Annotated in this window: 22 protein-coding genes; 11 read left to right on the plus strand and 11 right to left on the minus strand. The window is 72.7% G+C overall.

Annotation, left to right across the window (positions count from 1 at the left end; translation table 11 throughout):
• The first annotated feature begins 251 nt into the window (after positions 1 to 251).
• The 3 genes from ACGFN2_RS32010 to ACGFN2_RS32020 all read left to right on the plus strand — a co-directional run bounded on the left by ACGFN2_RS32010 (position 252) and on the right by ACGFN2_RS32020 (position 3213).
• A complete protein-coding gene (locus ACGFN2_RS32010) occupies positions 252 to 1160 on the plus strand; it encodes a Gfo/Idh/MocA family oxidoreductase (protein ID WP_362611702.1) in 909 nt (302 codons plus the stop codon).
• Positions 1161 to 1251: 91 nt separating this feature from the next.
• Positions 1252 to 2814 (plus strand): AMP-binding protein, encoded by a 1563-nt coding sequence (locus ACGFN2_RS32015; protein WP_393366209.1) that lies wholly within the window; start codon positions 1252 to 1254, stop codon positions 2812 to 2814.
• Between the two features lie 126 nt (positions 2815 to 2940).
• On the plus strand, positions 2941 to 3213 hold the full coding sequence (locus ACGFN2_RS32020; protein WP_362611699.1) for a hypothetical protein: 273 nt from the start codon (positions 2941 to 2943) through the stop codon (positions 3211 to 3213).
• 238 nt (positions 3214 to 3451) lie between these two features.
• On the opposite strand, the gene ACGFN2_RS32025 is transcribed toward ACGFN2_RS32020, so the two are convergent.
• Together ACGFN2_RS32025 and ACGFN2_RS32030 are read right to left on the minus strand one after the other, a co-directional pair.
• Positions 3452 to 4018, minus strand: a complete 567-nt coding sequence (locus ACGFN2_RS32025) for a PadR family transcriptional regulator (RefSeq protein WP_393366211.1) — start codon at positions 4016 to 4018, stop codon at positions 3452 to 3454.
• A gap of 74 nt (positions 4019 to 4092) precedes the next feature.
• Complete coding sequence (locus ACGFN2_RS32030) at positions 4093 to 6108, minus strand: FAD-dependent oxidoreductase (RefSeq protein ID WP_393366213.1); 2016 nt, start codon at positions 6106 to 6108, stop codon at positions 4093 to 4095.
• 370 nt (positions 6109 to 6478) lie between these two features.
• On the opposite strand from ACGFN2_RS32030, the gene ACGFN2_RS32035 reads away from it, so the two are divergent.
• Together ACGFN2_RS32035 and ACGFN2_RS32040 are read left to right on the plus strand one after the other, a co-directional pair.
• Positions 6479 to 7348 carry an arpA protein gene (locus ACGFN2_RS32035; protein ID WP_362611691.1) on the plus strand — a complete coding sequence of 290 codons (870 nt, stop codon included), beginning with the start codon at positions 6479 to 6481 and terminating at the stop codon, positions 7346 to 7348.
• A 161-nt stretch (positions 7349 to 7509) separates the two neighbouring features.
• Positions 7510 to 9324, plus strand: coding sequence for a choline/carnitine O-acyltransferase (locus ACGFN2_RS32040; protein WP_393366215.1), 1815 nt, complete (start codon positions 7510 to 7512; stop codon positions 9322 to 9324).
• 36 nt (positions 9325 to 9360) lie between these two features.
• Here the strand turns inward: ACGFN2_RS32040 and ACGFN2_RS32045 are convergent, their stop codons facing one another.
• The gene (locus ACGFN2_RS32045) at positions 9361 to 10242 is read right to left on the minus strand and encodes an Fpg/Nei family DNA glycosylase (RefSeq protein ID WP_393366217.1); all 882 of its coding nucleotides are present in this window, start codon (positions 10240 to 10242) and stop codon (positions 9361 to 9363) included.
• 474 nt (positions 10243 to 10716) lie between these two features.
• Here ACGFN2_RS32045 and ACGFN2_RS32050 point away from each other — a divergent pair, with 474 nt between their 5' ends.
• Entirely contained in the window at positions 10717 to 11598 is an 882-nt protein-coding gene (locus tag ACGFN2_RS32050) for a hypothetical protein (protein WP_393366220.1), read from the plus strand.
• 106 nt (positions 11599 to 11704) lie between these two features.
• Positions 11705 to 12292, plus strand: a complete 588-nt coding sequence (locus ACGFN2_RS32055; protein WP_362611681.1) for a hypothetical protein — start codon at positions 11705 to 11707, stop codon at positions 12290 to 12292.
• A gap of 214 nt (positions 12293 to 12506) precedes the next feature.
• Here the strand turns inward: ACGFN2_RS32055 and glnA are convergent, their stop codons facing one another.
• The gene (gene glnA, locus ACGFN2_RS32060; RefSeq protein ID WP_362611679.1) at positions 12507 to 13916 is read right to left on the minus strand and encodes a type I glutamate--ammonia ligase; all 1410 of its coding nucleotides are present in this window, start codon (positions 13914 to 13916) and stop codon (positions 12507 to 12509) included.
• Positions 13917 to 14276: 360 nt separating this feature from the next.
• Between glnA and ACGFN2_RS32065 the strand changes: the two genes are divergently transcribed.
• Positions 14277 to 14744 carry an RDD family protein gene (locus ACGFN2_RS32065; protein ID WP_393366223.1) on the plus strand — a complete coding sequence of 156 codons (468 nt, stop codon included), beginning with the start codon at positions 14277 to 14279 and terminating at the stop codon, positions 14742 to 14744.
• A gap of 234 nt (positions 14745 to 14978) precedes the next feature.
• Here ACGFN2_RS32065 and ACGFN2_RS32070 read toward each other — a convergent pair whose 3' ends face one another.
• The 4 genes from ACGFN2_RS32070 to lipB all read right to left on the minus strand — a co-directional run bounded on the left by ACGFN2_RS32070 (position 14979) and on the right by lipB (position 18059).
• Positions 14979 to 15698, minus strand: a complete 720-nt coding sequence (locus tag ACGFN2_RS32070; protein WP_362611675.1) for a DUF4191 domain-containing protein — start codon at positions 15696 to 15698, stop codon at positions 14979 to 14981.
• Between the two features lie 10 nt (positions 15699 to 15708).
• Positions 15709 to 15939, minus strand: coding sequence for a hypothetical protein (locus ACGFN2_RS32075; protein WP_362611673.1), 231 nt, complete (start codon positions 15937 to 15939; stop codon positions 15709 to 15711).
• A gap of 212 nt (positions 15940 to 16151) precedes the next feature.
• Positions 16152 to 17102 (minus strand): lipoyl synthase, encoded by a 951-nt coding sequence (lipA, locus tag ACGFN2_RS32080; protein ID WP_362611671.1) that lies wholly within the window; start codon positions 17100 to 17102, stop codon positions 16152 to 16154.
• A 141-nt stretch (positions 17103 to 17243) separates the two neighbouring features.
• Positions 17244 to 18059, minus strand: coding sequence for a lipoyl(octanoyl) transferase LipB (lipB, locus tag ACGFN2_RS32085; RefSeq protein ID WP_362611666.1), 816 nt, complete (start codon positions 18057 to 18059; stop codon positions 17244 to 17246).
• 278 nt (positions 18060 to 18337) lie between these two features.
• Between lipB and ACGFN2_RS32090 the strand changes: the two genes are divergently transcribed.
• Complete coding sequence (locus ACGFN2_RS32090) at positions 18338 to 19795, plus strand: regulator (RefSeq protein WP_362611663.1); 1458 nt, start codon at positions 18338 to 18340, stop codon at positions 19793 to 19795.
• Positions 19796 to 19814: 19 nt separating this feature from the next.
• On the opposite strand, the gene ACGFN2_RS32095 is transcribed toward ACGFN2_RS32090, so the two are convergent.
• From ACGFN2_RS32095 to ACGFN2_RS32105, 3 genes are all read right to left on the minus strand, one after another.
• Entirely contained in the window at positions 19815 to 21230 is a 1416-nt protein-coding gene (locus tag ACGFN2_RS32095) for an FAD-dependent oxidoreductase (RefSeq protein ID WP_393366227.1), read from the minus strand.
• A gap of 137 nt (positions 21231 to 21367) precedes the next feature.
• Positions 21368 to 22285, minus strand: coding sequence for a TIGR01777 family oxidoreductase (locus tag ACGFN2_RS32100; RefSeq protein ID WP_393366229.1), 918 nt, complete (start codon positions 22283 to 22285; stop codon positions 21368 to 21370).
• A gap of 75 nt (positions 22286 to 22360) precedes the next feature.
• Entirely contained in the window at positions 22361 to 22879 is a 519-nt protein-coding gene (locus tag ACGFN2_RS32105; protein WP_393366231.1) for a DUF4240 domain-containing protein, read from the minus strand.
• Positions 22880 to 23120: 241 nt separating this feature from the next.
• Between ACGFN2_RS32105 and ACGFN2_RS32110 the strand changes: the two genes are divergently transcribed.
• Together ACGFN2_RS32110 and ACGFN2_RS32115 are read left to right on the plus strand one after the other, a co-directional pair.
• The gene (locus ACGFN2_RS32110; protein WP_393366233.1) at positions 23121 to 25031 is read left to right on the plus strand and encodes a hypothetical protein; all 1911 of its coding nucleotides are present in this window, start codon (positions 23121 to 23123) and stop codon (positions 25029 to 25031) included.
• A gap of 198 nt (positions 25032 to 25229) precedes the next feature.
• Complete coding sequence (locus ACGFN2_RS32115) at positions 25230 to 26150, plus strand: SDR family oxidoreductase (protein WP_393366235.1); 921 nt, start codon at positions 25230 to 25232, stop codon at positions 26148 to 26150.
• Positions 26151 to 26208: the final 58 nt, after the last annotated feature.

Consider the following 26208-nt stretch of genomic DNA (forward strand, 5'->3'; position numbering starts at 1 on the left):
ACCACAGGTTACCGAGCCGGACATCCAGGCGTTTCCAAGGTTTTCTTCGCTGCGCACCTGTGATTGCGTGCCTGGTCAGGGCTGTTTTCCCGCTGTTCCGATGTGACGGAGGCCTCAGGTGCGGGGCTTCGGCGGCCGCACCGAGCCGGGGTGCGGCGGCGACGTGTACCGCCCGGCACCCACCCGTACCACCCGACGGCACCGGCCGCGCAATCGGCGGCCCGCCCCGCGCCCCGGGAGACACTGGCCCCATGACGACCCTGCGCACCGGACTCCTCGGCACCGGCCCCTGGGCGCGGCGGGTGCACGCCCCCGCCCTCGCCGCACACCCCGGCGTCGAGTTCACCGGCATCTGGGGGCGCCGGGCGGAGGCCGCCGCGGCGCTGGCCCAGGTCCACGGCACCCGCCCGTACGCCGACCCCGACGAGCTGTTCGCGGCCTGTGACGCGGTCGCGATCGCCCTGCCGCCGTCCGTCCAGGCCCCGCTGGCGGTGCGCGCCGCCCGGGCGGGCCGGCATCTGCTCCTGGACAAGCCGGTCGCCACCTCCGTGCCCGAGGCCCGCGCGCTCGCCGACGCCGCCGACCGCGCGGGCGTCGCCTCGGTGGTCTTCTTCACCGCACGCTTCGGGGAGCAGGAAGGGGAGTGGATCGCCGCCCAGGCCGCGGCCGGCGGCTGGTTCACCGCGCACGCCGACTGGCTCGGCTCGGTCTTCGCCGAGGACAGCTCCAGCCCGTACGCCGAGTCGCCCTGGCGCCGTGCGAAGGGCGGGCTGTGGGACGTCGGGCCGCACGCGCTGTCGGTGCTGCTGCCCGTCCTCGGGGACGCGGAGGCGGTCACCGCCACCCGGGGCCCGGCCGACACCGTGCTGCTGACGATGCGGCACAGCAGCGGCGCGGCCAGTACGGCGACGGTCGGACTGACCGCCCCGGCCGCGGCCGCCGGTGTCGAGATCACCCTCCGCGGCACCGCCGGCATCACCACCCTGCCCCGCCGCCTGGACGGCCCCGAACCGGCCTACCACCGCGCCGTCGACGCCCTGCTCGCCGCCGCCGGAACCGGACTGCCGAACGCCTGTGACGTCCACTTCGGCCTCCGGGTCACCGAGATCCTGGCCGCGGCGGAGGAGACACTGCGCCCCCTCATGCCGCAGGAGGCATGACCACATGGCGCATTTGGTCGTGGAGGGCATCAGCGGCGGCCCGTAGCGTCAGGGCGTCATCTGCCGCCCCGGAACAGGGAGTTACCCCGCCATGACGTCCCCCACCAGCTTCGCCGGCTACCCCGAGGCCCTGCTCGCCGTCCTCGCCCGGGACCCGTCCCGGACCGTGCTGACCACCGGCGACGGCGGCGCGGAGACCACCGCCGGTGCCCTGCACGACACCGTCCACCGCATGGCGGCGGTGCTCACCGGGCGGGGTATCGGCCGCGGCCGGACCGTCGGCCTCCTCAGCCGCAACCGCCCCGAGGTACTGGCCGCCCGCTACGCCGCCAACCTGGCCGGCGCCCGCGTCGTCTTCCTCTACGACGGGATGGCCGCCGCGACCCTGGCCCGGATCGCCGCGAGCGTGGAGACCGCCCTGCTGCTCGTCGACCCGGCCCTCCACGACACCGCTCGGGCGCTGCTCCACCACCTCGGCGGCGCGGCCCCCGATGTCATGACCCTGGGCCCGGAGCCCGCGGCAGGCGAGCTGGGCCCCGACCTCCTGGCCGCCTGCGCCGCGCTCCCCGCCACGCCCGAGGTGCCCGGTGCCGCCCGCCCCGGGGACGACTGGTGCATCCGGCACACCGGCGGCACCACCGGCATCCCCAAGGGCGTACGGATGGCGCACGCCCCGTACACCGACATGCTCCTGAACCAGCGCATGGAAGCCGCGGGCGACCCGCCCCGCTTCCTCGCCTGCACCCCGCTCGCCCACCTCGCGGGCGTCCTGGCCGACGCCACGCTCGCGGCCGGCGGCTCCGTCGTACTGCACCGCGCCTTCGACCCCGCGGCCGTCCTCGCCGCCGTCGCCCGCGACCGCGTCACCCACCTCTGGCTGCTGCCCCCGCTCCTCTACCGCCTCCTCGACGACCCCGCCCTCCCGGCCACCGACCTCAGCTCCCTCACCCGTATCACCTACGGCGGCTGCCCGGCCTCGCCGTCCCGGCTGCTGCGGGCCGCCGAGGTCTTCGGTCCGGTGCTGTACGGGATGTACGGCTTGTCCGAGGCGATGACGGTCACCGAGGCGCGCCCGGAGGACCACCGGCCCACCGGGCCCGGCGGCCGGATCACCGTCGGCCGCGCTCTGCCCGGCGTGACGCTCGCCATCCGCGACGCGGACGGGTGGGACCTGCCGGCGGGCGAGCGGGGCGAGGTCCATGTGCGCTCGGCCGGAGTGATGGCCGGTTACTGGAAACAGCCGGAGCTGACCGCGCGGGCGCTGCCCGGCGACGGCTGGCTGCGCACCGGCGACGTCGGGACGCTGGACGACGACGGCCGGCTCTACCTCGTCGACCGGGTCAAGGACGTGATCATCGTCGTCGGCGGCCATGTCCACCCGGCGGAGGTCGAGGACCTGCTGCACACCCACCCGGCGGTCGCCCACTGCGCCGTCTACGGGGTGCGCGGACCGGACGAGACCGAGGAGGTGCACGCCGCGGTCGTGCCGGCCCCGGGCCACCGTGCGGACCCCGCCGCCCTGCGCGCCTTCGTCACCGCGCGACTGGGCGCGCTGTACGCCCCGGCCGCCGTCCGCCTCGTCGACGCCATCCCGCTCACCCCCGTCGGCAAACCGGACAAGGCGCGGCTGCGGGCGAGGGTCGACACGGCCTGAGGGGGACGCCCCACAGGGCCTCGTCCACACCGCCAAATCCCCCCTGGCCAGGGGCTTTTGTCAGTGGTGGCCACTAGAATGGGAACCAGTCAGTGAGGGTTTTTCCAACGCTCCAGGAGGTCGCCGATGGCCACTGCCACACTCATGACGAAGCCTCTCCCGGCCCACCCACTGCCCAAGAAGCCGCTGCCCGCCGGATGGCCGCGCGAGCGGTACGAATCCCACAACCGCCGCCTGAAGGCCATGCGGCTGGCCATCGCCCTGCTCGACACCGGCGTCTACCGCCCCGAGCAGGCCCCCAACCGCAAGATCCGCAGCACCGCGGCCGACATAGGGGTGCACGCCCCGTCCGACACGACCTGCCGTCTGGTGCGCGCCCTCCTCTACGACAACTGCTGACCGTTCCGGTGCGTCAACAAGGCGGCCGGCCCCGGGACTTCCCCCGGGGCCGGGGGGCCCCCCCGGGGCCCGGGGGGGGGGGGGGCCCCCCCCCCCCCCCGCCCCCCGGGCCCCCCCCCGGGGGGGCCCCCCCCCCCCACCCCCCCACGCCGGGCGGGGGGGGGCCCCACCCCCGCCCGGCCCCCGCGGCCCCCCCGCGGCGCCCCCCCCCCCCCGCCGTGCGCGCGGGCGGGGCGGCTCACCCGTCCGCGCCGTCCCCCGGTGCCGTCGCGGCGTCCAGGTCCGTCACCTCCGCCAGAGCCTCCGCCAGCCACTCCACCCAGAAGGTCTCCAGCCCGATCCCGGCCCGCAGCACCAGCCGCCGCAGCCGGTCCTCCGGATCGGCCGCCGCCCCGAAGTCGCGGTCCTCGATCTCCTGGTACTCCGCCAGCTGCCGCCGGTGCAGCGTCAGATGGCGCCGCAGTTCCGCGTCGAGCCCGGCCCGCCCCACCACCGCCGAGGCCCGCAGCCGCAGCAGCAGCGCGTCCCGGATGGGCTTGGAGTCCTGTTCGCCGGAGGCCCAGCGGGTCAGCTCGGCACGGCCCGCGGGCAGCACCTCGAACTCCTTCTTCTGCCCCCGGGACGGCTGCTCGCTGGGCAGCGCCCGGATGAAACCGGCCTGCTCCAGCTTGCCCAGCTCCCGGTAGATCTGCTGATGGCTGGCCGACCAGAAGTAGCCGATCGACCGGTCGAACCGACGGGTCAGCGCCAGCCCCGACGACGGCTTCTCTAGCAGGGCGGTCAGGATCGCGTGCGGGAGTGACATGGGGGAATCCTAGGCCGCAGCGGCCGGCGCACGGCGGGCCCGCACCGCCCGCCGCGCCCCCGGTCAGCCCCGGTTCACAGGCTCGCGGCCAGCTCCGTTCCCTGCTGGATGGCGCGCTTGGCGTCCAGCTCGGCGGCGACGTCCGCACCGCCGATGAGGTGCACCGTGCGGCCCCCGGCCCGCAGCTCCTCGTACAGGTCCCGGCGCGGCTCCTGCCCGGTGCACAGCACGACGGTGTCCACGGGGAGGGTGGTGGCCGTTCCGTCGACCGTGAGGTGCAGGCCCGCGTCGTCGATCCGCTCGTACGACGCCCCGGCGACCGTGGTCACCCCCCGGTGCCGCAGCTCCGCCCGGTGAATCCAGCCGGTGGTCTTGCCGAGCCCGGCGCCGACCTTCGAGGTCTTGCGCTGGAGCAGATGCACCTGCCGCGGGGCCTTGGGGCGCTCCGGTGCGCGCAGCCCGCCCCGGTCGGCGTACCCGGTGTCGACGCCCCAGGCGCGGAAGTAGGCCTCCGGGTCCTGGCTCGCCGCGTCGCCGGCGTCGGTGAGGAACTCGGCGACGTCGAAGCCGATGCCGCCCGCCCCGAGGATCGCCACCCGCTCGCCGACCGGCGCCCCGTCGCGCAGCACATCGAGGTAGCTGACCACGCTCGGGTGGTCGATGCCCTCGATCTCCGGGGTGCGCGGGGTGACCCCGGTGGCGACCACGACCTCGTCGTAGCCGCCCAGGTCGGCGGCCGTGACCGGGGTGTTCAGCCGTACGTCCACGCCCCGGCTGTCGAGCTGGTGGCGGAAGTAGCGCAGGGTCTCGTCGAACTCCTCCTTGCCCGGTATCCGCTTGGCGATGTTCAGCTGCCCGCCGATCTCGGCCGCGGCGTCGAACAGGGTGACCTCATGGCCGCGCTCGGCCGCGGACACGGCACAGGCGAGCCCGGCCGGACCGGCGCCGACCACCGCGAGCCGCTTGCGCCGCCGGGTGGGGGAGAGCACCAGCTCGGTCTCGTGGCAGGCCCGCGGATTGACCAGGCAGGACGTGATCTTGCCGCTGAAGGTGTGGTCGAGGCAGGCCTGGTTGCACCCGATGCAGGTGTTGATCGCCTCGGCCCGGCCGTCCCGAGCCTTGGCGACGAAGTCCGGGTCGGCGAGGAAGGGCCGGGCCAGCGACACCATGTCGGCGCGCCCGTCGGCGAGCAGCTCCTCGGCGACCTCGGGGGTGTTGATGCGGTTGCTGGTCACCAGCGGGATGGTCACCGAGCCCATGAGCCGCTTCGTCACCCAGGTGTAGGCGCCGCGCGGCACCGAGGTCACGATGGTGGGGATACGGGCCTCGTGCCAGCCGATGCCGGTGTTGATGATCGTGGCCCCCGCCGCCTCGATCTCCTTGGCGAGGGTGACCACCTCCTCCAGCGTGGAGCCGCCCGGGACGAGGTCCAGCATGGAGAGCCGGTAGATCAGGATGAAGTCGGTGCCGACGCGTTCCCGGGTGCGGCGGACGATCTCCAGCGGGAAGCGCATCCGGTTCTCGTACGAGCCGCCCCACCGGTCCGTGCGCTGGTTGGTCGCGCCGACGATGAACTCGTTGATCAGGTAGCCCTCGGAGCCCATGATCTCGACACCGTCGTACCCGGCGGACTTCGCCAGCTCCGCCGCCCGCACATAGTCCTCGATGGTCTGCTCGACCTGCTCGTCGGTGAGCGCATTCGGCACGAAGGGGCTGATCGGCGCCTGGAGGGCACTGGGCGCGACCAGGTCGGGGTGGTAGGCGTACCGCCCGAAGTGCAGGATCTGCATCGCGATCCGCCCGCCCGCCGCGTGCACCGCGTCGGTCACCGTCCGGTGCTGCGCCGCCTCCTCCTCGGTGGTCAGCTTGGCCCCGCCGTCGTAGGGCCGGCCCGCCTCGTTCGGGGAGATGCCGCCGGTCACCATCAGGCCGACGCCGCCGCGCGCGCGGGCGGCGTAGAAGGCGGCCATCCGCGCGAAGCCGTTCTCGGCCTCCTCCAGCCCGATGTGCATCGACCCCATCAGCACCCGGTTGGGCAGGGTGGTGAACCCGAGGTCGAGCGGGCTCATCAGGTGGGGGTACTGGCTCATGGGGGGCCTCCTGGCACGGGTGTCGTCGGAGTAGTTGTAGACCAGCCGGAGAGAGTTGTGCAACAAGTTGCATAAAGACGTGACGCAGAAGACTCCGCCCACCCGCCCGGCGCCCGGTTCCCCAGCACACGGTGCGCCGATGCCCGGTCGCACAGTGCGACGTGTCACAGACAACCCGGCGGCGCTGTGGGAGCTTCAACTCTGCCGCTCCTCAGTGGAGTTGCCGAAGAGGAGTTGCCGGAGGGCCGGGGTGCGCACCCGGCGGCACGCGGACCCACGGACGGCCCCGGAGGGGACGTCCGCGGCGGGCTCGCGCGGCCGCGGGCGGCCTCCGGCTCACGACGGTCTGCCCGTATGTGGAGAGGATCGAATGAGCACTGCGCAAGCCCTCACACTCGACCAGGTGGTCGACACCGCCCGGTACCCCCTGCCGGACCTCGACAGCGCCGGGGGGCAGGCCGTGATCGCCCGTGCCCGGCACGACCTCGGGACGCTCGGCTGCACCGTGCTGCCGGACTTCGTCCGCCCGGCGCTCCGCGAGGCGCTGGAGGAGGAGTGCGCCGCCCTCGCCCCCCAGGCGCACTACGACGTCGAGACGGTCAACGTCTACAACATCGCGGTGGACTCGGACCTGCCCCCCGACCACCCCGGCCGGCGGACCTTCCGGCGCGGCAACGCCTTCGTCCCCCGCGACCGCGTGCCCGCCGGGTCCCTCATCAGCCGGCTCTACTCCGCCCCGGCGTTCCAGGACTTCCTCGCCCGCTGCTTCGGACTCCCGCGGCTGCACGAGCTGGCCGACCCGCTCTCCGGGCTGGTGCTCAACGTCGTCGCACCGGGCATGGAACACCCCTGGCACTTCGACACCAACGAGTTCACCGTCAGCATGCTCACCCGGCAGGCCCAGGACGGCGGCGTCTTCGAGTACTGCCCCCACATCCGGTCCGCGGACGACGAGCACTTCGACGACGTCCGCGACGTCCTCGACGGCCGCGGCGAGCGGATGGTCCGGCGCCTCCCGCTGCACCCCGGCGACCTCCAGCTGTTCCGGGGCCGCTACTCGCTCCACCGGGTGAGCCCGGTACGCGGCGAGACCGCCCGCCACTCCGCGATCTTCGCCTACAGCGAGCGGCCCGGCGTCATCGGGAGCGTGGCCCGCACCCGGCAGCTCTTCGGCCGGGTCCTGCCCGCGCACACCGCGGCCGAGGGCCGGGCCGTCCGCGGCGACCGGCTGCTGGACTAGCGGACGGCACGGACACCCCCCCGCCGCGACCGCGCCCCGCTCCGCACGCCCCAAAGAGCGGACACGGTGGGTGACGGCGCGACCATGGACGAGTGACAGCACAGGTCCCCACGAGCCGAATCGAGAGAGCAGAATTGAATAACCGTCAGGAAAGGGCCGTCATGCCGACCTTCGCCCAGGAGGACAGCCTCCCGCGGGTGCCGCTGCCCACGCTCGAAGAGAGCTGCGAGCGGTTCCTCGCCTGGTGCGCGCCGCTGCTCACCGCCGAGCAGCGGGCGGCCACCGAGGCGGAGGTGACCGCCTTCCTCCGGCCCGGCGGCCCCGGCCGGGCGCTGCACGCGGCGCTGGAGGAGTACGACGCCACCGAGGGCGTCCACAGCTGGCTCGACACCTTCTGGCCCTACCGCTACCTCGGCCGCCGGGACCGGATCGCGCTCAACGCCAACTTCTTCTTCCTGTTCCAGGACCCCGCCCCCGGGCAGCCCCAGTCGCAGGTCGAGCGGGCGGCCGGGCTCATCGCCGGCGCCGTCGGCCACAAGCGGCAGCTGGACCAGGAACTCCTCCCGCCCGCGGTGCAGCGCGGCGTCCCCCAGACCATGGTGCAGAACAAGTACCTCTTCTCCGCCACCCGGATTCCCGGGGCGGAGCAGGACGCCGTCCGCAGCCCCTACAGCGACGCCTGGCCGGGCCCGTCCGAGGCCCGCCACATCGTGGTGTTCCACCGCGGCAACATGTTCCGGATGGACGTGCTGGGCCCGGACGGTGTCCCGCACGGCTTGGACGACCTCGAAGCCGGACTGCGCGCCGTACAGAAGGCCGGCGCCGAACCGGCCCCGCCCGGCACCCCGGTCGGCCACCTCACCACCATGGCCCGCGCGCAGTGGGCCGCCGCCCGGGAGACCCTGCGCACCCGCCACCCCGGCAACGCGCAGGCCCTGGACGACATCGAGACCGCGCTGTTCTGCGTCTGTCTGGAGGACGCCGCCCCCGCGGACACCCAGGAGGCCTGCGACCGGCTGCTGTACGGCGACGAGGGCAACCGCTGGTTCGACAAGGCGGTATCCCTGGTCGTGTTCGCCGACGGCCGGGCGGGCATCAACGTGGAGCACTGCGAACTGGACGGCACCACCATCCTCGCCTTCACCGATGCCCTGCTCGGCACCCCGGCCGAGGAACACTCCCGCCGCTCCGGAGCCCGCTCGCAGGGCCTCCCGTCCGTGGAGCCCCTCCGTTTCGAGCTGGACGACGCCCTCCGGGCACAGGTGCGCTCCGCCGCCGACGCCTTCGCGGAGTACGGCGCGGCCACCGCCACCCGCACCGTCGCCTTCGACGACTTCGGCAGCACCACCGCCAAGGCGCTGGGCGTCTCCCCGGACGCCTTCGTGCAGCTCGCCTACCAGCTGGCCCATCAGCGCGCCAAGGGCCACCTCGGCGCCACCTACGAGTCCATCGCCACCCGCCAGTGGCGGCACGGCCGGACCGAGGCGATGCGCGTCGTCACCCCGGAGATCCAGGCCTTCGTCGCCGCCATGGAGGACCCGGCGGCCTCCGCGGACGCCCGCCGGGACGCGTTCCGGGCCGCCGCCGGGAAGCATGTGGCGCGCGCCAAGGAGTGCCAGGCCGGCCAGGCGCCCGAGCAGCACCTGTGGGAGCTGGAGCTGATCCAGCGGCGGCGCGGCGCGGAACTCGGCGTCACCGAACAGCCCGCCCTCTACCGCACCCCGGGCTGGCTGACCATGCGGGACGACTACCTGAGCACCAGCTCCGCCCCGTCCGCGCACATCCAGTACTTCGGCTTCGGCTCCACCAGCAGCCGCTGCATCGGCGTCGCCTACGTCCTGCTGCCCGACCGCTTCCACCTCTACCTGAGCACCCCCCGGACGGTGGCCGGCCCGATGCGGGACTTCGCCGACCGCCTCCGCGAGGCCGTGACCGAACTGCGCGCGCTGCTGTCGCCCGGCGGGTCCCTGGACTGACCGCCCGCCCGGACCGGCGGCCGTCCCGCTGCTCTGCTACTTCAGCAGCCGGGACAGCCGCCGGTCCGCGAGGGGCTTGCCCCCGGTCTGGCAGGTGGGGCAGTACTGGAGCGCCGAGTCGCTGAACGACACCTCACGGATCGTGTCCCCGCAGACCGGGCAGGGCTCCCCCTTCCGCCCGTGCACCCGCAGCCCGCTCTTCTTCTCCGCCTTGAGATCCTTCAGGGCCAGCCCGCGGGACCGCTCGACCGCCTCCGTGAGGGTGCTCCCGACCGCCGCGCACAGCCGGTCCACCTCCTCCTCCGAGAGCGTCGCGGCCAGCTTGAACGGCGACATCCGCGCCGCGTGCAGAATCTCGTCCGAGTAGGCGTTCCCGATCCCCGCCAGCACGCTCTGGTCCCGGAGCACCCCCTTGATCTGCCGGCGCTCCCCGGCCAGCAGCTCCCGGAACGCCGCCGGACCGAAGCCAGCCGCCAGCGGATCGGCCCCGAGCCGCGCCACCCCCGGCACCTCCTGCACCTCATGCACGACATACACCGCAAGGCGCTTCTGACTCCCCGCCTCAGTCACATCAAACCCCGCCCCACCCTCCACCCCGTCGCCCGCCCCGCCGAGCCGCACCCGCAGCGCCAACGGCCCCTTCCCCGGCCGCGGCGCCACCCCCGGCAACTGCTCCCGCCACCGCACCCACCCCGCCCGCCCGAGGTGCATGACCAGGTGCAGCCCCCCGACCCGCAGATCGAGAAACTTCCCATGCCGGGTCACCCCGTCGAACGCCAGCCCTTCCAGCGCGCTGGCCGGCGGGTCGTAGGTCTTGAGCGCATGCACGGCGACGGGATACACCCGGTCGACGACCCGCCCGGCCAGGCGGCCGGTCAGAAACCGGGCCAGAGATTCAACTTCGGGCAATTCAGGCATATTGCCAGTTTGCCTTGAGTGGGGTGGGGGTGCGTGTGGAGGGGGGCTGGGGGAGGGGCCGGGGGTGGTTTGTTGTTTCCGGTGGAGGGGGCGGCGGCTCCGGCGCTCCGACGGCCCATCGGCGTCAACGGCCGCTCGTGGGCCGCGTGTTGGAGTGGCGCAGTGATCGGTCTGACTGCCGGAACCGGCCACCGTACTGCGGGCCGTAGGCCTCTGCCCACCGGCAAGATCCCCTCGATGACCAGCGGGCCGGACACCGGAGTGGGCACGCGTGGATATACGAATCCAGCGGCACCACCCCCCTGGGTCACCCTCCGTAGCCCTCTGGGTCGAGACGGCCAGGTCTACGCACTCGCGAAAAGGGCCTGACGGCGATCGGGCAACGATGAGAGGTTGCCCCCACCCCCGCAGGGCTAAGACAACCGCTCCTCAGGCCTCAGCCGGTGACTGGCGAGATCGGGCTCTGCTCCGAGAATGAACATTCAGCCGCTCGACTCAGCCGCTCGACTCGGTCGGCGACTGCAGGAGGAGACGATGAATCCGACATCGCCGCGCGGATACCTGCGCGACGCCTTGTTGTCTGTCGGCGAAAAGAGGGACGTAAACGAGGCCGTCCTCAGTGCGGCAGTCACCACCGTGCTGCGCGAACTGGCTTCGGAAGTGCTGGGCGAGCGATCGCGTGTCGATCTGGTCACCATCGGCTCTGAGGGCCACCCCTGGGGGCGAAGCCTCGGTCTTCGGCTTGCGGGCTATGACGTGGGGCTGCCGGATGTGCTCTTTTACGCAGACCAGAGCGACCTTCCGCCTCAGGTGCAGGAGGGTTTCCCGACTCTCAGGCAGGAGGAGTGGGAGGTCGTACTGCTGGTCTCCAAGCTCGTTCTCATGGGGCTTCAATCGGAGCCCGAGCCCGTGAACGACGTTGTCGACCACCATCCGCAGGTCTTCCCAAGGCTGCCCCGGTCGGGCGCGAGAGAGCAGTTCTGCCAGGCACTGGCTGACATTTCGGAACGTGCTGACCTGCAGCAGGGCGAACTCACTGCGCGGTTGCGGACAGCTTTCCGGAACTTCGCGTCGGAGACACCGGATAACAAGGACGCCGCTCAGCACATCGCGGTACTGCATAGCGAGGAGCCGGAGCAAGGGCCGCGTTTGTGCCTCAGCCGCTCGGGTTTGGCCTTCGCGAAAGTAGTGCTGAGCGCTGGCGGCTGTCCTGTTCCCAGCTGTGTACGGGAGGAATTCCCGGACCTTACCCAGGAAGAGTGGAATGCCGTCATCCACGTCACAGGACTGACGCTCATGGCGTTCGAGGCCGCCCCGCCCTCGACGTGGGATGGCGTAGCGGGTGCCGGTCGATGAACGGGCGCCCGTTCCCCACGCCACGAAGCCCCGTTCCGTAGTCGACGTTGCCTCACTTCTGACTTTTCCGTCTCGTCGGCGCCGGTTTTCGTGCCACAGTGCACCCATGCGTGCATTCATCAAGGGTGTCGGTAGCCTCGCAGTCCTTGCCGCACTGCTGTTCGGTGTGGTGGAGGTCGTAGCGTTTCTGGCGAGGTACGTGGGGCATCAAGTCTTTCACGGCGTGAACCCCACAGTTGCCGCCGCAGCGGTAACCGCAATGGCGACGGTTCTTGTAACCGTTGCCACGTTGGTCATCGGGCGCTACGTGGAACGCCGGAAAGCTGTTGAAGCGGAGATCCGGGGCAGCAAGATACCCGTTTACACCAGGCTTGTGAGCGGTCTGATGAGGACGGTCATGAATCCCGAGTCATCGAGTGAAGATGACGTGGCACAGTTCCTGCGAGAAATTACGCCAGATCTTATTACGTGGGCTTCGGACGACGTCCTGCTTGCCTGGTCAAAATTCAAGCGAGAAGCACAAGTTCTCGTGTCTGAGGATACGGTGTTCACCTTCGAGCAGCTCTTGTCCGCAATTCGCCGAGACTTTGGGCACAGCGGTAGACAAGTGAAAGAGGGGGATCTCCTGGCTCTCTTCATCAATGACATCGATGAACAGCTGGCCAGGCGGCGCGCTCAGAGCGGCGCCGTGTGAGCACTCCGGGGCCTTAGGTGGCTAGGTTCGGGGGCTATGCCGCTTCTCCGGCGCAGGCCGCTGATCGCTGTGCGCGCGTCCCAGTCGCCCGGCCTGCGGCCCAAGTGACGCCGACGAAAAGGCCGTCGGCCGTGTCTTCCGAGAAGGGAAGGACACGGCCGACGGCCCAGAGACGGCTCAGGTGAGCGGAAGCCCACTCTTACCTGCGGCGTTCTTAGAGATCGAAGTAAAGCTCGAACTCGTGCGGGTGCGGCCGGAGCTGGATCGGGGCGATTTCGTTGGTGCGCTTGTAGTCGATCCAGGTTTCGATCAGGTCGGAGGTGAAGACGCCGCCCTGCTGGAGGTACTCGTTGTCGGCCTCGAGGGCGTCGAGGACGGCCGGGAGGGAGGTGGGGACCTGGGGGACGCCCGCGTGCTCCTCGGGGGCGAGCTCGTAGAGGTCCTTGTCGATCGGCTCGGCCGGCTCGATCTTGTTCTTGACGCCGTCCAGGCCCGCGAGGAGGAGGGCGGAGAAGGCGAGGTACGGGTTCGAGGACGGGTCCGGGGCGCGGAACTCGACGCGCTTGGCCTTGGGGTTCGAGCCCGTGATCGGGATACGCATGGCCGCGGAGCGGTTGCGCTGCGAGTAGACCAGGTTGACCGGGGCCTCGAAGCCGGGGACCAGGCGGTGGTAGGAGTTCACCGTCGGGTTGGTGAAGGCCAGCAGCGACGGGGCGTGCTTGAGGATGCCGCCGATGTAGTAGCGGGCGGTGTCCGAGAGGCCCGCGTAGCCCTGCTCGTCGTAGAAGAGCGGCGAGCCGCCCTGCCACAGCGACTGGTGGACGTGCATGCCGGAGCCGTTGTCACCGAAGATCGGCTTGGGCATGAAGGTCGCGGTCTTGCCGTTGCGCCAGGCGACGTTCTTCACGATGTACTTGAAGAGCATCAGGTCGTCGGCGGCGGCGAGCAGCGTGTTGAACTTGTAGTTGATCTCCGCCTGGCCGGCCGTGCCGACCTCGTGGTGCTGCCGCTCGACCTGCAGGCCGGCCGCGTCCAGCTCCAGGGAGATCTCGGCGCGCAGGTCGGCGAAGTGGTCGACCGGCGGGGCCGGGAAGTAGCCGCCCTTGTACCGGACCTTGTAGCCGCGGTTGTTCTCCTCCGAGCCGGTGTTCCAGGCGCCGGCCTCGGAGTCGATGTGGTAGAAGGACTGGTTCGCGCCGGTCTCGAAGCGCACGCTGTCGAAGACGTAGAACTCGGCCTCGGGACCGAAGAACGCGGTGTCCGCGATGCCGGTGGAGGCGAGGTAGGCCTCGGCCTTCTTGGCGATGTTGCGCGGGTCACGGCTGTACTGCTCGCCCGTGATCGGGTCGTGGATGAAGAAGTTGATGTTGACGGTCTTGTCGCGGCGGAACGGGTCCACACGGGCCGTCGACAGGTCGGCGCGCAGCGCCATGTCGGACTCGTGGATGGCCTGGAAGCCGCGGATCGAGGAGCCGTCGAAGGCGAGTTCCTCGGCCGGGTCGAACGCCTTTGCCGGGATGGTGAAGTGCTGCATCACACCGGGCAGGTCGCAGAACCTGACGTCGACGAACTTCACGTCCTCGTCCGCGATGAACTTCTTGGCCTCGTCGGCGTTCTGGAACATCCAACTCCTCCTAGCCCGGTCACCGGTCGGCGGACGCGGGATTGCTACTCGGAACGCGACCCTCTGCGGTGGCGCGATGCCCGACCATAGGCAGGCGGGATTTCCCAAGCATGACCCATTTGTTTCGCCGAGGTTAACCGGCGGCGGCCGCCCTTACCTCCCAGTGTGCGCCAAAGAGGGGCATTTGGGGCGCCCGCTGCCGCCGTACCGGCCGACGGCTCGCGGGGGTGCCCTGTCCTCCCGGAACGTCCTTCGTGGCTGGTCCGCCAGCCGTGCGGCCGGCCCCGTGTGCGGCCCGCCTCCCCGCTCCGACCCGGACCTCCGCGAAGGGAACGTATGCGGTCGCAGTACCGTGGTCGGGTGGACAACAGGCGAGCAATCGGAACGTGGATCTCCGGGCCCCGCGCGGCAGCCGAGGACATGGGTGTCGAGTTCGGATACCGCGGGCAGCAGCTCGGGCTGCCGGAGGAGGGGCCGGGCTCGATCGCCCGCCCCGGGCGGCGCTTCGCCGCGCTCTTCATCGACTGGGCGCTGTGCCTGCTCATCGCGTACGGCCTGCTCAGCGGCGGTAAGGCGACGGCGGCGAGCAACTGGGCGCTGCTGGTCTTCGCGGTGCTCAGCGTGCTGACGGTCGGCACGGTCGGCTTCACGCCGGGCAAGCGGCTGCTGGGCCTGCGGGTGATCTCCGAGGACGGTGGCCGGATCTCGCTCCCGCGGGTCGCGCTGCGCACGGTGCTGCTCGTGGTGGTCATTCCGGCCGTGGTGTGGGACCGGGACGGGCGAGGGCTCCACGACCGCGTCTCGCGCGCCGTACAGGTCCGGCTGTAGGAAGTTCCTCTGCGCCACGGTCCGGGCCCGCTGTGGCCAGGCACGTCTGTGAGCGGGCCGCCTGCGACGGGCCCGCTCGTTGGCTGACGGGCCCCCTCCGCCCCCGGCGACCCGCGCATCGCATACAAGCCGCCCCTCCCGGCCCCCACCCCACGCAAAACGCCCCGGAGCCAAAGCCCCGGGGCGTCTCGTGTGGTCGGTCAGGTCCGGTCCGGCGGCCGCCGGGCCGAGCGGTCAGCGGGTCTTGCCGCCGCCCTTGGGCATCCGCATGCCCTTCGGCATCGGGCCCTTCGGGACGGGCATGTTGCTCATCAGGTCGCCCAGTGCCTTGAGGCGGTCGTTGACGGCCGTCACCTGCGCGCCGGGGAGTACCCGCGGCAGCTTCAGCAGGGTCGTGCGGAGCTTCTTCAGCGGCACCTGGCCCTCGCCGTCGCCCACGATGATGTCGTGGACGGGGGCGTCGGCGACGGTGCGCGCCATCCGCTTCTTCTCGGCGGCCAGCAGGCCGCGGAGCCGGTTCGGGTTGCCCTCGCCGACCAGCACGATGCCGGCCTTGCCCACGGCGCGGTGGACCACGTCCTGGCTGCGGTTCATGGCCACCGCGGGGGTGACCGTCCAGCCGCGGCCGACGTTCTCCAGCACGGCCGCCGCCGCACCGGGCTGGCCCTCCATCTGCCCGAAGGCAGCTCGCTCGGCGCGCCGTCCGAAGACGATCGCCATCGCGAGGAAGGCCAGGACGAAGCCCAGGATTCCCGCGTAGATGGGATGGCCGATCGCGAAGCCGATGGCAAGGAGAACGCCGAATACGACGATGCCTACCCCAGCGACGACAAGACCGACCTTGGAGTCGACCCGACGGGTCATCTTGTAGGTCAGGGCGATCTGCTTCAGCCGCCCGGAGTTCTCAGCGCCGGCAGCGCCGACAGCGCCCTCAGCGTTTACCTTCCTCGCCATACAGCGCAGTCTACGTGGCGCGCGGGCGCCGGGTCGCCGCGGCCTCCAGTACGTACTCGGCCTCGTGGCGGTCCTTGGCGCGGCGGCGGTCCTCCAGGACCGACGTCCAGGCGTTACGGCGGGCGGTGCGCTGTCCGCCACGCATCAGGACGGCCTCGACGGCACGCAGTGCGCCGGTGACCGTGGGACGCGGGAGAGCGGGGGCGGTGGCGGGGGTGGCGCGGAGCGGCGCGGCCTGCATGGTGGGTGACTCCCTCTGATCTGTTCGGAGAAGCAGGGGTAGGTGCGGGAGCGGTGCGTGCATCCATCGTCACGGACAGGTGTTACCAACGGATGACCTGCCGGTCAAACACCGATGAAACGTTGACGCGGCCCCCACGCCCCCCGTCCTGGGGGAGTGCGGGCCGCGTCCTCAGCATGTGCCACGTTTCACAAGAAGGCGCGCCGAGCGCGTCAAACCGCCCGACTGGCCGCCTCGGCCTCGCGCCGCTCCATGGCCTGCTGGTAGAGGCGGCCGGCGCGGTAGGAGGAGCGGACCAGCGGGCCGGACATGACGCCGGCGTAGCCGATCTCGTCGGCCTCTTCCTTGAGCTCCACGAACTCGGCGGGCTTGACCCAGCGGTCGACGGGGTGGTGGCGCGGCGACGGGCGGAGGTACTGGGTGATGGTGATCAGTTCGCAGCCCGCGTCGTAGAGGTCCTGCAGCGCCTGGCTGATCTCCTCGCGGGTCTCGCCCATGCCCAGGATGAGGTTGGACTTGGTGACCAGGCCGGCCTCGCGGGACTTGGTGATGACCTCCAGCGAGCGCTCGTAGCGGAAGCCGGGGCGAATCCGCTTGAAGATCCGCGGGACCGTCTCGACGTTGTGGGCCAGCACCTCCGGGCGGGAGGAGAAGACCTCGGCGAGCTGCTCGGGGACCGCGTTGAAGTCGGGGATCAGCAGCTCGACGCCGGTGCCGGGCATCGAGGCGTGGATCTGCCGGACGGTCTCGGCGTAGAGCCAGGCGCCGCCGTCCTCCAGGTCGTCGCGCGCGACGCCGGTGATCGTGGCGTACTTCAGCTCCATGGTCTGCACGGACTCGGCGACCCGGCGGGGCTCGTCGCGGTCCAGGGGCTGCGGCTTGCCGGTGTCGATGAGGCAGAAGTCGCAGCGGCGGGTGCACTGCTCGCCGCCGATGAGGAAGGTGGCCTCGCGGTCCTCCCAGCATTCGAAGATGTTGGGACAGCCCGCCTCCTGGCAGACCGTGTGCAGACCCTCGCTCTTGACCAGGCCCTGGAGGTGGTTGTACTCAGGACCCATTTTCGCCCGGGTCTTGATCCACTCGGGCTTGCGCTCGATGGGGGTCTGGCTGTTCCGGACCTCCAGGCGCAACATCTTGCGTCCGTCGGGTGCGACTGCGGACACGACCGGCTCCCTACGACTTCGTTTCTTCGGCGTACACCAGGGTACGCCCGTTGATTCGCACGTCTTTACGCGCGGTGCAACCCCGTATGGCGGGGCCGCATTCCCGGCGGCCCCTCGGGTGCGTCACCGGAGCCACCCCGCTCAGACCGCTCGGGGGAGCAGTTCGGCGCCCTCCAGGACGTCCCGCAGGTGCTTCTCGGCCACCGGCAGCACCTCGGCGATGGTGATCTCGCGGCCGAGCTCGTTGGCCAGCGAGGCGACACCGGCGTCCCGGATGCCGCACGGCACGATCTTGTCGAACGAGGTGTTGTCCGGATTCACATTGAGCGCGAAGCCGTGCATCGTGACGCCCTTGGCGACGCGGATGCCGATCGCGGCGAGCTTGCGGTCCTCACGGCGCTGGCCGGCGTTGGACGGCGCGTACTCCGGGCCGTTCAGCCGCGGGTCGAACAGCTCGTCCGTGACCCGCGGGTCGAAGTCGAGGTTCAGCCCGCCCAGGGCCGCCCGCTCCTCCACCGGGTCGCCCAGCACCCACACACCGCTGCGGCCCTCGACCCGGGTGCCCGTCACACCGAACTCGGCGCAGACCCGGATCAGCGCCTCCTCAAGGCGGCGGACATGGGCCACGACGTCAACCGGGCGCGGCAACTTCTGGATCGGGTAGCCGACCAGCTGGCCGGGCCCGTGCCAGGTGATCTTCCCGCCGCGGTCCACGTCCACGACCGGGGTCCCGTCCAGCGGGCGCTCGTCGTCGGACGTACGCCGCCCCGCGGTGTAGACGGCCTGGTGTTCCAGCAGCAGACAGGTGTCGGGTACCTCGTCGGCGAACCGGGCGGCGTGCACCCGGCGCTGCTCCTGCCAGGCGGATTCGTACTCCACGGCCTCGGCGCCGAAGCCCAGATGCACAAAGTGCAGCCCCTCGGGTGCGGGGGTCTCCCCCCGAGAGATCGCAGTCACGGCAGCTCCTCTTCGAACCTTCGTTGCACGGTGCTGCAACGTTGATGCCACTTCGCGCCCAGGCCACTGTACGGCCGCGGCCGCCCGTTCCCGCAGGCGGCCGGTGTCCTGGACGCTCCCGCCCTGCTCACACGATCGGATGAACGCGGGTCGCAGGCCGGGATCGGGCCGCCGAAGGCCGTTACATTCACGCCGTTCCACAAGGGCGAGGAGCATGCCGGAGCAGGGTCCGCCGGACCCGGCAGTGCGGCCCGGAAGGCAGGAGACCGGTAAAGCTGATGACGGAACGACCCCCGCACCACACGCCCAACCGCCAGCTCGCCGCACTCATCGCCGAGGCCGGCTTCTCCAACGCAGGGCTGGCCAGACGCGTCGACCAGCTCGGCATCGAGCACGGCCTCGATCTGCGCTACGACAAGACCTCGGTGACCCGCTGGCTGCGCGGCCAGCAGCCCAGAGGCACCACCCCGGCGCTGATCGCGGAGGTGTTCACCCGCAGGCTGGGGCGCCGGCTGTCCGCTCAGGACCTCGGCCTGGACGCCTGTGCGCCGGTGTACGCCGGGCTGGAGTTCGCCGCGACCCCCAGCGAGGCGGTGGACATCGTCAGCGGTCTGTGGCGCAAGGACTCCGGCAGCCATGCCGAACTCCGCAAGATCGCCTTCACCCCGGCCGGGCTCGTGGTGCCCAGCCGGGACTGGCTGATCGGCCGCGCCGACGAACGCGTCGCCCGCGGCGAGACCGTCCCCGAGGGCGGCGTGGGCCGGGTGCCCGCCCAGAACCGGGCCACGGTCCCGCGGCAGCGCCGCAACGACCAGGTCGACCGGACCCAGGGCTCCCGGGTCACCTCCGGCGACATCGCGGCGCTGCGCTCGGTCGGCGAGCTGTTCCGGGCACTGGACCACGCCTACGGCGGCGGCCACGCCCGGCAGGCCCTGGTGCGCTATCTGGAGCACGAGGCCGAGCCGATGCTGCGCGGCACCTACGGGGAGGCCATCGGCCGCCGGCTGTTCGCCGCGGCCGCCGATCTGACCCGGCTGGCGGGCTGGACCTCGTACGACATCGCGGCCCACGGCCTGGCGCAGCGGTACTTCGTGCAGGCCCTGCGGCTGGCCCAGGCCGCCGGCGACCGGGCGTACGGGTCCTACGTCCTGGTGACCATGAGCCGGCAGGCCGTCTATCTGGGGCACGGCAGGGAGGCCGTCCAGCTGGCGCGCGTCGCCCAGCAGGGCATCGGCAGCAGCGCGCCGCCCACGGTGCAGGCGCTGCTGCACTCCGCGGAGGCGCGCGGCCACGGCGTCCTGGGCGAGGTCCGGGCCTGTACGGCGGCGCTGGCCCGCGCCGAGCGGGCGCTGGAGACCGCCCGCCCCGGTGACGACACCCCGTACTGGGCACGCTTCTTCGACGAGGCGCAGCTCGCCGACGAGCTGGCGCACTGCCACCGCGACCTCCAGCAGTACCGCGCGGCCTCCCAGCACGCCGAACGCTCCCTCCAGCTGCGCGCGGCCGGGTTCGCCCGCAGCCGGCTCTTCTGCCGGGTGGTGCTGGCGACCGCGCGGCTGGGCCTGGGCGAGCTGGAGCAGGCCTGCACGCTGGGTGCCGAGGCGGCGCTGCAGGCCTCCGAGATGCGGTCCGTACGGGCGCACGAGTACATCAGGGAGTTCGAGCGCCGCCTGGAGCCCTACCGGGACGCGGCGGCGGTCCGCGGCTACCGGGAACGGGTGGCGGCGCTGGGCTGACCGGGCCCGGCGGTCGCGGTCAGGCCGCCGTGGGCAGGGAGTCCGGTTCCGTCGTGAGGCCGGGCAGGCCGAAGTCCTGGAGGACGGCGCGGGCCGCGCGCCGTCCCGAGTTCAGGGCGCCCTGGAGCGTGCTGGTGTCGCGGTGGTCGCCGCACACATAGAGACCGGCGAGCACCCGCACCGGGCGCTCCGGGTCGTACGGGGCGGGCATCGCGGGGACCGCGTACGGGGTGTGATGGGCGGTCAGCAGCTGCCGGTCCTCGGTGTGCGCGCCGTAGATCCGGTCGAGCTGGGGACGGACCGCCCGGTCGAGCACGGACACCGGCAGCGCCGCCGCGGCGCCGAGCACGGCCGTGGTGATCAGGGTCCGGCCCGGCGGCGTACGGGACGGGTCGACCGCACCGGCGACGTAGGTGTACGCGACCGGGCCGTCGGTCGGCAGGATCAGCGTGGTGTCGCGCAGGGCCGCGCCGCGGCCCCCGGGCGCCGCCGTCGCGGTGTGGTGCAGCACGGACACCGGGTGGAAGGCGGGCACCCGCAGCCCCGGCAGCAGCTCGGCCGCCTCCCGTGCGCCGGTCGCCACCAGCACCGCCCGGCAGGGGACCGGGCCGTGCTCCGCGGTGCTGACGCCGGTCGTGGAGACGGCGGTGACCCGCACCGAGGTGTGGACCGTGCCGGGGGGCAGCGCGGCGGCGAGCAGTTCGGGGACGGCCCCGGCGCCGCCGGCCGGCAGCCACAGCCGGCCCTCCGCGTAGGCGCGCAGGGCGGCGGCGGCACCCCGGCTGGAGCCGCGCAGCTGCGGATCGCACAGCAGCGCGCCCAGCAGGGGCCGCAGGACCGCGTCATGGGCGCGCGGCGGAAAGACGGGGCGGCCCGCCAGGGCGTCGCGGACCGGACGGTCGGCGGGCGGGGCGTGGGGGGCGGAGGAGGGGGGAGTGACGGCGGTGACGCCGGAGTGGTCCGTACGGCGGTCCGTGTCCGGCGCGGTCCGACGGTCGGTGGGACGGCCCGTCTGACGTCCTGCCTGACGTCCTGCCTGGCGGGCCGTCTGACGGTCCGTCCGGCGTTCGGTGCGGCGGTCGGCGCGGGAGAGCGCGCGGGCCGCGGACAGTGCGGCCTTCATGCTGCGCGGGGCGCTGAGGCGCTGCGTCCGCTGACCGTTGTGGAGCGCCAGACCGGGCGCGAACGGACGCGGTGTCAGCTCGCCGAGCCCCGGTGTACGGCGCAGCTCGGCGGCGGAGACGGCCAGCGGCCGCGCGCAGCGGTCCAGCAGGAAGCCGTCGACAGGGTCGGTGACGGACCGGCCGCCGATCCGTGGCGCGGCCTCCAGGACGGTGACCGACAACCCTGCGCCGGTCAGATGGCGGGCGGCGGCGAGACCGGCCGGGCCGGCTCCCACGATGACGACGTCCACGGCCGATACGGTGCGCAGCACTTGCCCCTCCCGGGGTCGGTCCCAAATGGCGGCACCGAGTGTCATGCCCGGTACAGCTGCGAGAGATGCCGCGTGGTGGGTGTGAGGTGAGGAGACGGCCGGGAGGGGCGGCCCGTGCGGCAGAGGTGTCCGGGGACCTAGGCGGCGGCCCGGACCGCCTCCATGATGCGGGGGTGGCGGAAAGTGAACCCGGAGTCCAGCAGCCGCCGCGGGATGACCCGCTGGCTGCCCAGCACGTCACCGGCGAACTCGCCGAGGGCGACCCGCAGAACCGGCGCCGGGACGGAGCACAGCGTGGGGCGGTTCAGCACCTTGCCCATCACGGCGGTGACTTCGCGGTTGGTGACCGGCTCCGGGGCCGTGAGGTTGACCGGTCCGGACAGGTCCTCGGTGTCGAGGAGGTGGCGGAGCGCCGCGATGTGGTCGTCCAGGGAGATGAAGCTCCAGTACTGGCTGCCGTCGCCGAGCCGCCCGCCCAGGCCGAGCCGGAAGACCGGGAAGAGCCGTCCCCACGCGCCGCCCGAGCGCGCCACCACCAGGCCGGTGCGGGCGAAGACGGTACGGATGCCCGCGTCCCGGGCCGGCTGCGCGGCGTCCTCCCAGGCCGTACAGACTTCCGGCAGGAACCCGGAACCGGCCGGCGCGCTCTCGTCCGTACGCCGGTCCCCGGTGTCGCCGTAGTAGCCGATCGCGCTGCCCGAGACGAAGACCCGCGGCGGGGTGTCCATGGAAGCGAGGGCGGCGGCGAGGGTCCGGGTGCCCAGGACCCGGCTGTCGCGGATCTCCTGCTTGTAGGCCGCCGTCCAGCGGTGGTCGCCGACCCCGGCGCCGGCCAGGTGGACCACCGCCTCGCAGCCGGCCAGCCCGGCCGTGTCGACGTCCTGCCGCCTGGGGTCCCAGCGCACTTCGCCGGCGGCCGAGGGCGCCCGCCGTACGAGCCGGACGATGTCATGGCCTCCCTCTGGGCCTCCGGCCCGTGAGGTGCCCCCAGCGCGCAGAGACCGTACGAGCGCCGTGCCGATGAGTCCGGTCGAGCCGGTGATCGCGATCCGCATGGGGCCATACTGCCCGCAGTGACGGGCCGGTGGCCGCAGCAGGGACCCGGACGCCGCGCCCCGGTCCGGAACGCCCTACGGCTTGAAGCGGTCCCACAGCCTGGGGAAGCGCTCGGCCATGGCCCGTTCGTCGTCGAAGTCGAGGTAGCCGCCGAGCGGTTCACGGGGCGGCGCGGGCAGGTCCAGGTCCGGCATCACCCCGCCGGTCAGCTGCTCGTACGCCTCGTCGGCCGCGTAGCCCAGCTCCTCGGCGTCGCCGTCCACCGCCTCGTCGAAGTCCTCGACCAGCTCGGCGAGCTGGTCCGGGTCGTGCAGCGCACCCTCGAAGACCTCCCGGCCCTGGCCGATCAGCCAGCAGCGGAAGTAGTCGAAGGCGTCGTCGCTGGCGCCGCCCAGCATCAGGGAGGCGGCGGCCCACAGGTCCCAGGAGTACGCCCGGTTGTAGCGGGCCTCGAAGTGGCGGGCGAAGTCCACGACGGCGTCCGGATCGAGCCCGAGCAGCCGCTCGACCAGTCCGTCGGCCTGCTCCTCGGGGTCGCCCTCGGCGGCCTCGCGGGAGCCGTCGATCAGCTCCCAGAACTCCGTCTCGTCCATCACCGCTCCAGCATCTGCCCTGCCGGCGCCCGTCGCATGCGGAGTCCCCCGGATGCGACGGTGCGTTATCCGGAATGGTGACGAGCTGTCCGGAAAGGTGACGGGATGTTCGGATTCGCCGCTCGCACGGCCCGGCCGGTGATCCGCCGTGTGACCGTCCCAAGAATCACTCGTTGGAAGGCGTGCAACGGCAAACGACCGTTATCCCCCACTTCGCGAAGGGCTGTTCCAGGCCATGCCCATGGACGAACGCACCCGGGCCGACGTCGAACGGGCCGAGGCGGCCATCGTCGAGCACTATCCACGGCTCGTCCGCCTCACCTACCTCGTCCTGCCCCCGTCGCTGGGCCGCCACCGCCGGGTCCTGACCGCACACGGACTGGTCCAGCGCGCGCTGCCCCGGACCCGGCTGCGCCGCCCCGACGGCGGGCTGCCGGCGCAGCGCGGCCCGGCCCCCGAGTCCGGCTACGACCTGGTCCGGCAGCGGGCCCTGCGGCTGGCGCTGGCGTACGAGGGGCAGCCGGGCCGGGGGCTGCCGGTCCTGCCCCTGGTCTGGGGGCTGCGGCTCTTCCCCCGGGCCGGCGGCGCCGATGAACTCGCCCTGGACCAGGCGCTGTCCGCCGTCCCGGCGGCGGTACGGGCCGCCCTCGGGCTGGGGCATCTGGAAGGGCTCGACGAGGACGCCGCGCGCACCGTGCTGGCGCGGGCCGGGGCCGAGGACCCGGACGCGGCGCAGCGGGCGGCCACGCAGCTGGACCGGGAGACCGGGGCCGGGGCGGCGGCCCTGCTGAGCTCGGGGGAGTTCGACCCGTGCATGGTGCAGACCCGGCCGACCGATCTGCTGCGCCGCCGGCAGCGGGTGCGGGCGGCGTCGGCGGTGGCGGCCGTGCTCACGCTCGGCGCCGCGGTGGCCGGGGCCTGGCCCGCAGCGCCCGACCCGGCCGGACGCGTCGAGACCGCCGCCCAGCAGGCGCTGAACCCGGACCGGCTGCTGCGCACCCCCAACGAGCAGTGGGCGGACACCTCCCGGGTCGACTTCACCGCCTGGCCCACCCGCGGCCGGCAGGCCGGCGACCGGAAGCTGCTGGCGCGGGCGCTGCGGGTCTGGGCGGCGCCGCCCCCCGACGCCCGGATCACGGCGGCCGCCGGCACCTCCACCCGGCCGCCCGGCCATCCGCCGCAGCTGCTGTACGCGGGCCTGATCGACAACGTCATGGTGGTGGTCCTGCACGACGGGGAGCGCCTGGTCCGCTACGCCGAGCCCGAAGACGCCACGCCCACCCTGCACTTCGCCCGGGTCGACAACGCGGATCTGCCCGGTGCCGCCGCGCTGGTGATCGGGCGCGGCAACGGCTGGATGCGCTATCTGCTCGCGCCGTGGATCTCCGAGATCACCACCCGCGACCTGCTGACGCCGGACGCCCCGCCGCACGGCCTGCATGTCGCCCCCGACGGCGTCACCGACCGCATCCCGGTCCCGCCCCCGGCGGGCACCGGCTGCGGGCACTGGCCGGTGGCCCGGCTCCGGACCTCGACCCGGATCGTGACGGCCGGCCCGAACACCCCCTTCCTCGTGGCCGACCTCGACGACCTCGTCCCCGTCCACCTCACCGCCGGGCCCCCGCCGTCCGCCGTACCGGCCGGGGCCCCCGGCGAGGCGGCCGATCCGCCCGCCCTGCGGAGCTGGACCCGTACGGCCTGCTCGCTCGGGGAGCTGCGGGGCGCCGGCGTACGGTCCGTCAACACCTGGGAGTTCGCCCGCCAGCAGCTCCCGGAGGACGGCGGCAGCGCGACCTGGATGTGCACCCGCGCCGACACCTGGCGCGGGCCCGGCCGCGTCACCCTGGGCTTCCTGCCGCCCGCCGCCCGCCCCGCCGACCCCGGACGGACCGCCGGACGGGCCGTGAACACCGCCGCCTGCAGCCGCTTCGGGCCCCACGTGGTGGGAGCCACCCACTGGCAGGCGAAGTCCGGGAAGTGGTACCTGCTCGCGGCCGGCAGCCAGGAGGTCGGTGGCCTTGACGCCACCGGCGGCGTCCGCGCCACCGCCGGGGAGGGCACTCTCGCCACGCCTGCCGCGGCGGACACCCCGGCCGAGGTCGTCGGGCGGCTGCGGAGCGGGGGGAGTGTACGGGCGCTGCGCCGCCCGTAGTCCGGCTCACTCCGTAGCCCGACCGACTCCGTGGCCGGATTCGGTGGGTCCGGTCTCAGCGGCTGGGCCTCGTGGCCGGTCTCCGTGGCCGCTGGACGGATGGCCCGCATCGCGTGCTGAATCCGGACAGGAGGTGTCGGGTATCGCTGTCAGGGTCGCCGTGCGGGACAAGGCACCTGACAGCGAGGAGTGGCGTACGTGACCGGACAGCAGGAACTGGCGGGACGGGTGGCGCTGGTGGCCGGGGCGACCCGGGGCGCCGGCCGGGCGATGGCGGTGGAACTGGGCCGGGCCGGCGCCCTGGTCTATGTGACGGGGCGGACCACCCGGGAGCGGACCAGCGAGGTCGGGCGGCCCACGGAGACGATCGAGCAGACCGCGGAGCTGGTGTCCGCGGCGGGCGGCACCGGCATCGCCGTACCGACCGACCATCTCGACCCCGCGCAGGTCAAGGCGCTGACCGAGCGCATCGACCGGGAACAGGGACGGCTGGACGTACTGGTCAACAGCGTCTGGGGCGGTGACCGGCTGATCGAGTTCGAGACCAAGCTGTGGGACCTCGACCTGGAGAACGGCCTGCGGATGTTCCGCCTCGGCATCGACACCCACATCATCACCAGCCACTACGCGCTGCCGCTGCTGATCCGGCAGCCCGGCGGCCTGGTCGTCGAAGTCACCGACGGCACCGAGGCGTTCAACCGCCGCTACCGCGACAGCCTCTGCTTCGACCTCACCAAGAACGCCCCGCACCGCATCGCCTTCGGCCTCGCCGCCGAGCTGAAGGAGTACGACGGCACGGCGGTCTCCCTCACCCCCGGCTTCCTGCGGTCCGAGGAGATGCTGGACCACTTCCGGGTGACGGAGGAGACCTGGCGCGACGCGGTGGCCCAGGAACCGCACTTCGCGATCGCCGAGTCACCCGCCCTGATCGCCCGCGGTCTGCGTGCGCTGGCCGCCGACCCGGACAAGGCCCGCTGGAGCGGGCAGTCGCTCTCCAGCGGCCAGTTGGCGAAGGAGTACGGCGTCACCGACACCGACGGCTCACGGCCGGATGCCTTCGGCTACTTCGAGGACGTGGTCTTCGGCGGTAAGGAGGGCGGCGCGGACGACTACCGGTAGTCGGGTGGGGCCCGGCGGTGGGGCCGGCCCCTCCGGGGACTGCCGCGGGGCGCGACCG

Source organism: Streptomyces sp. NPDC048612, assembly GCF_043199295.1.
Taxonomy (GTDB): Bacteria; Actinomycetota; Actinomycetes; order Streptomycetales; family Streptomycetaceae; genus Streptomyces.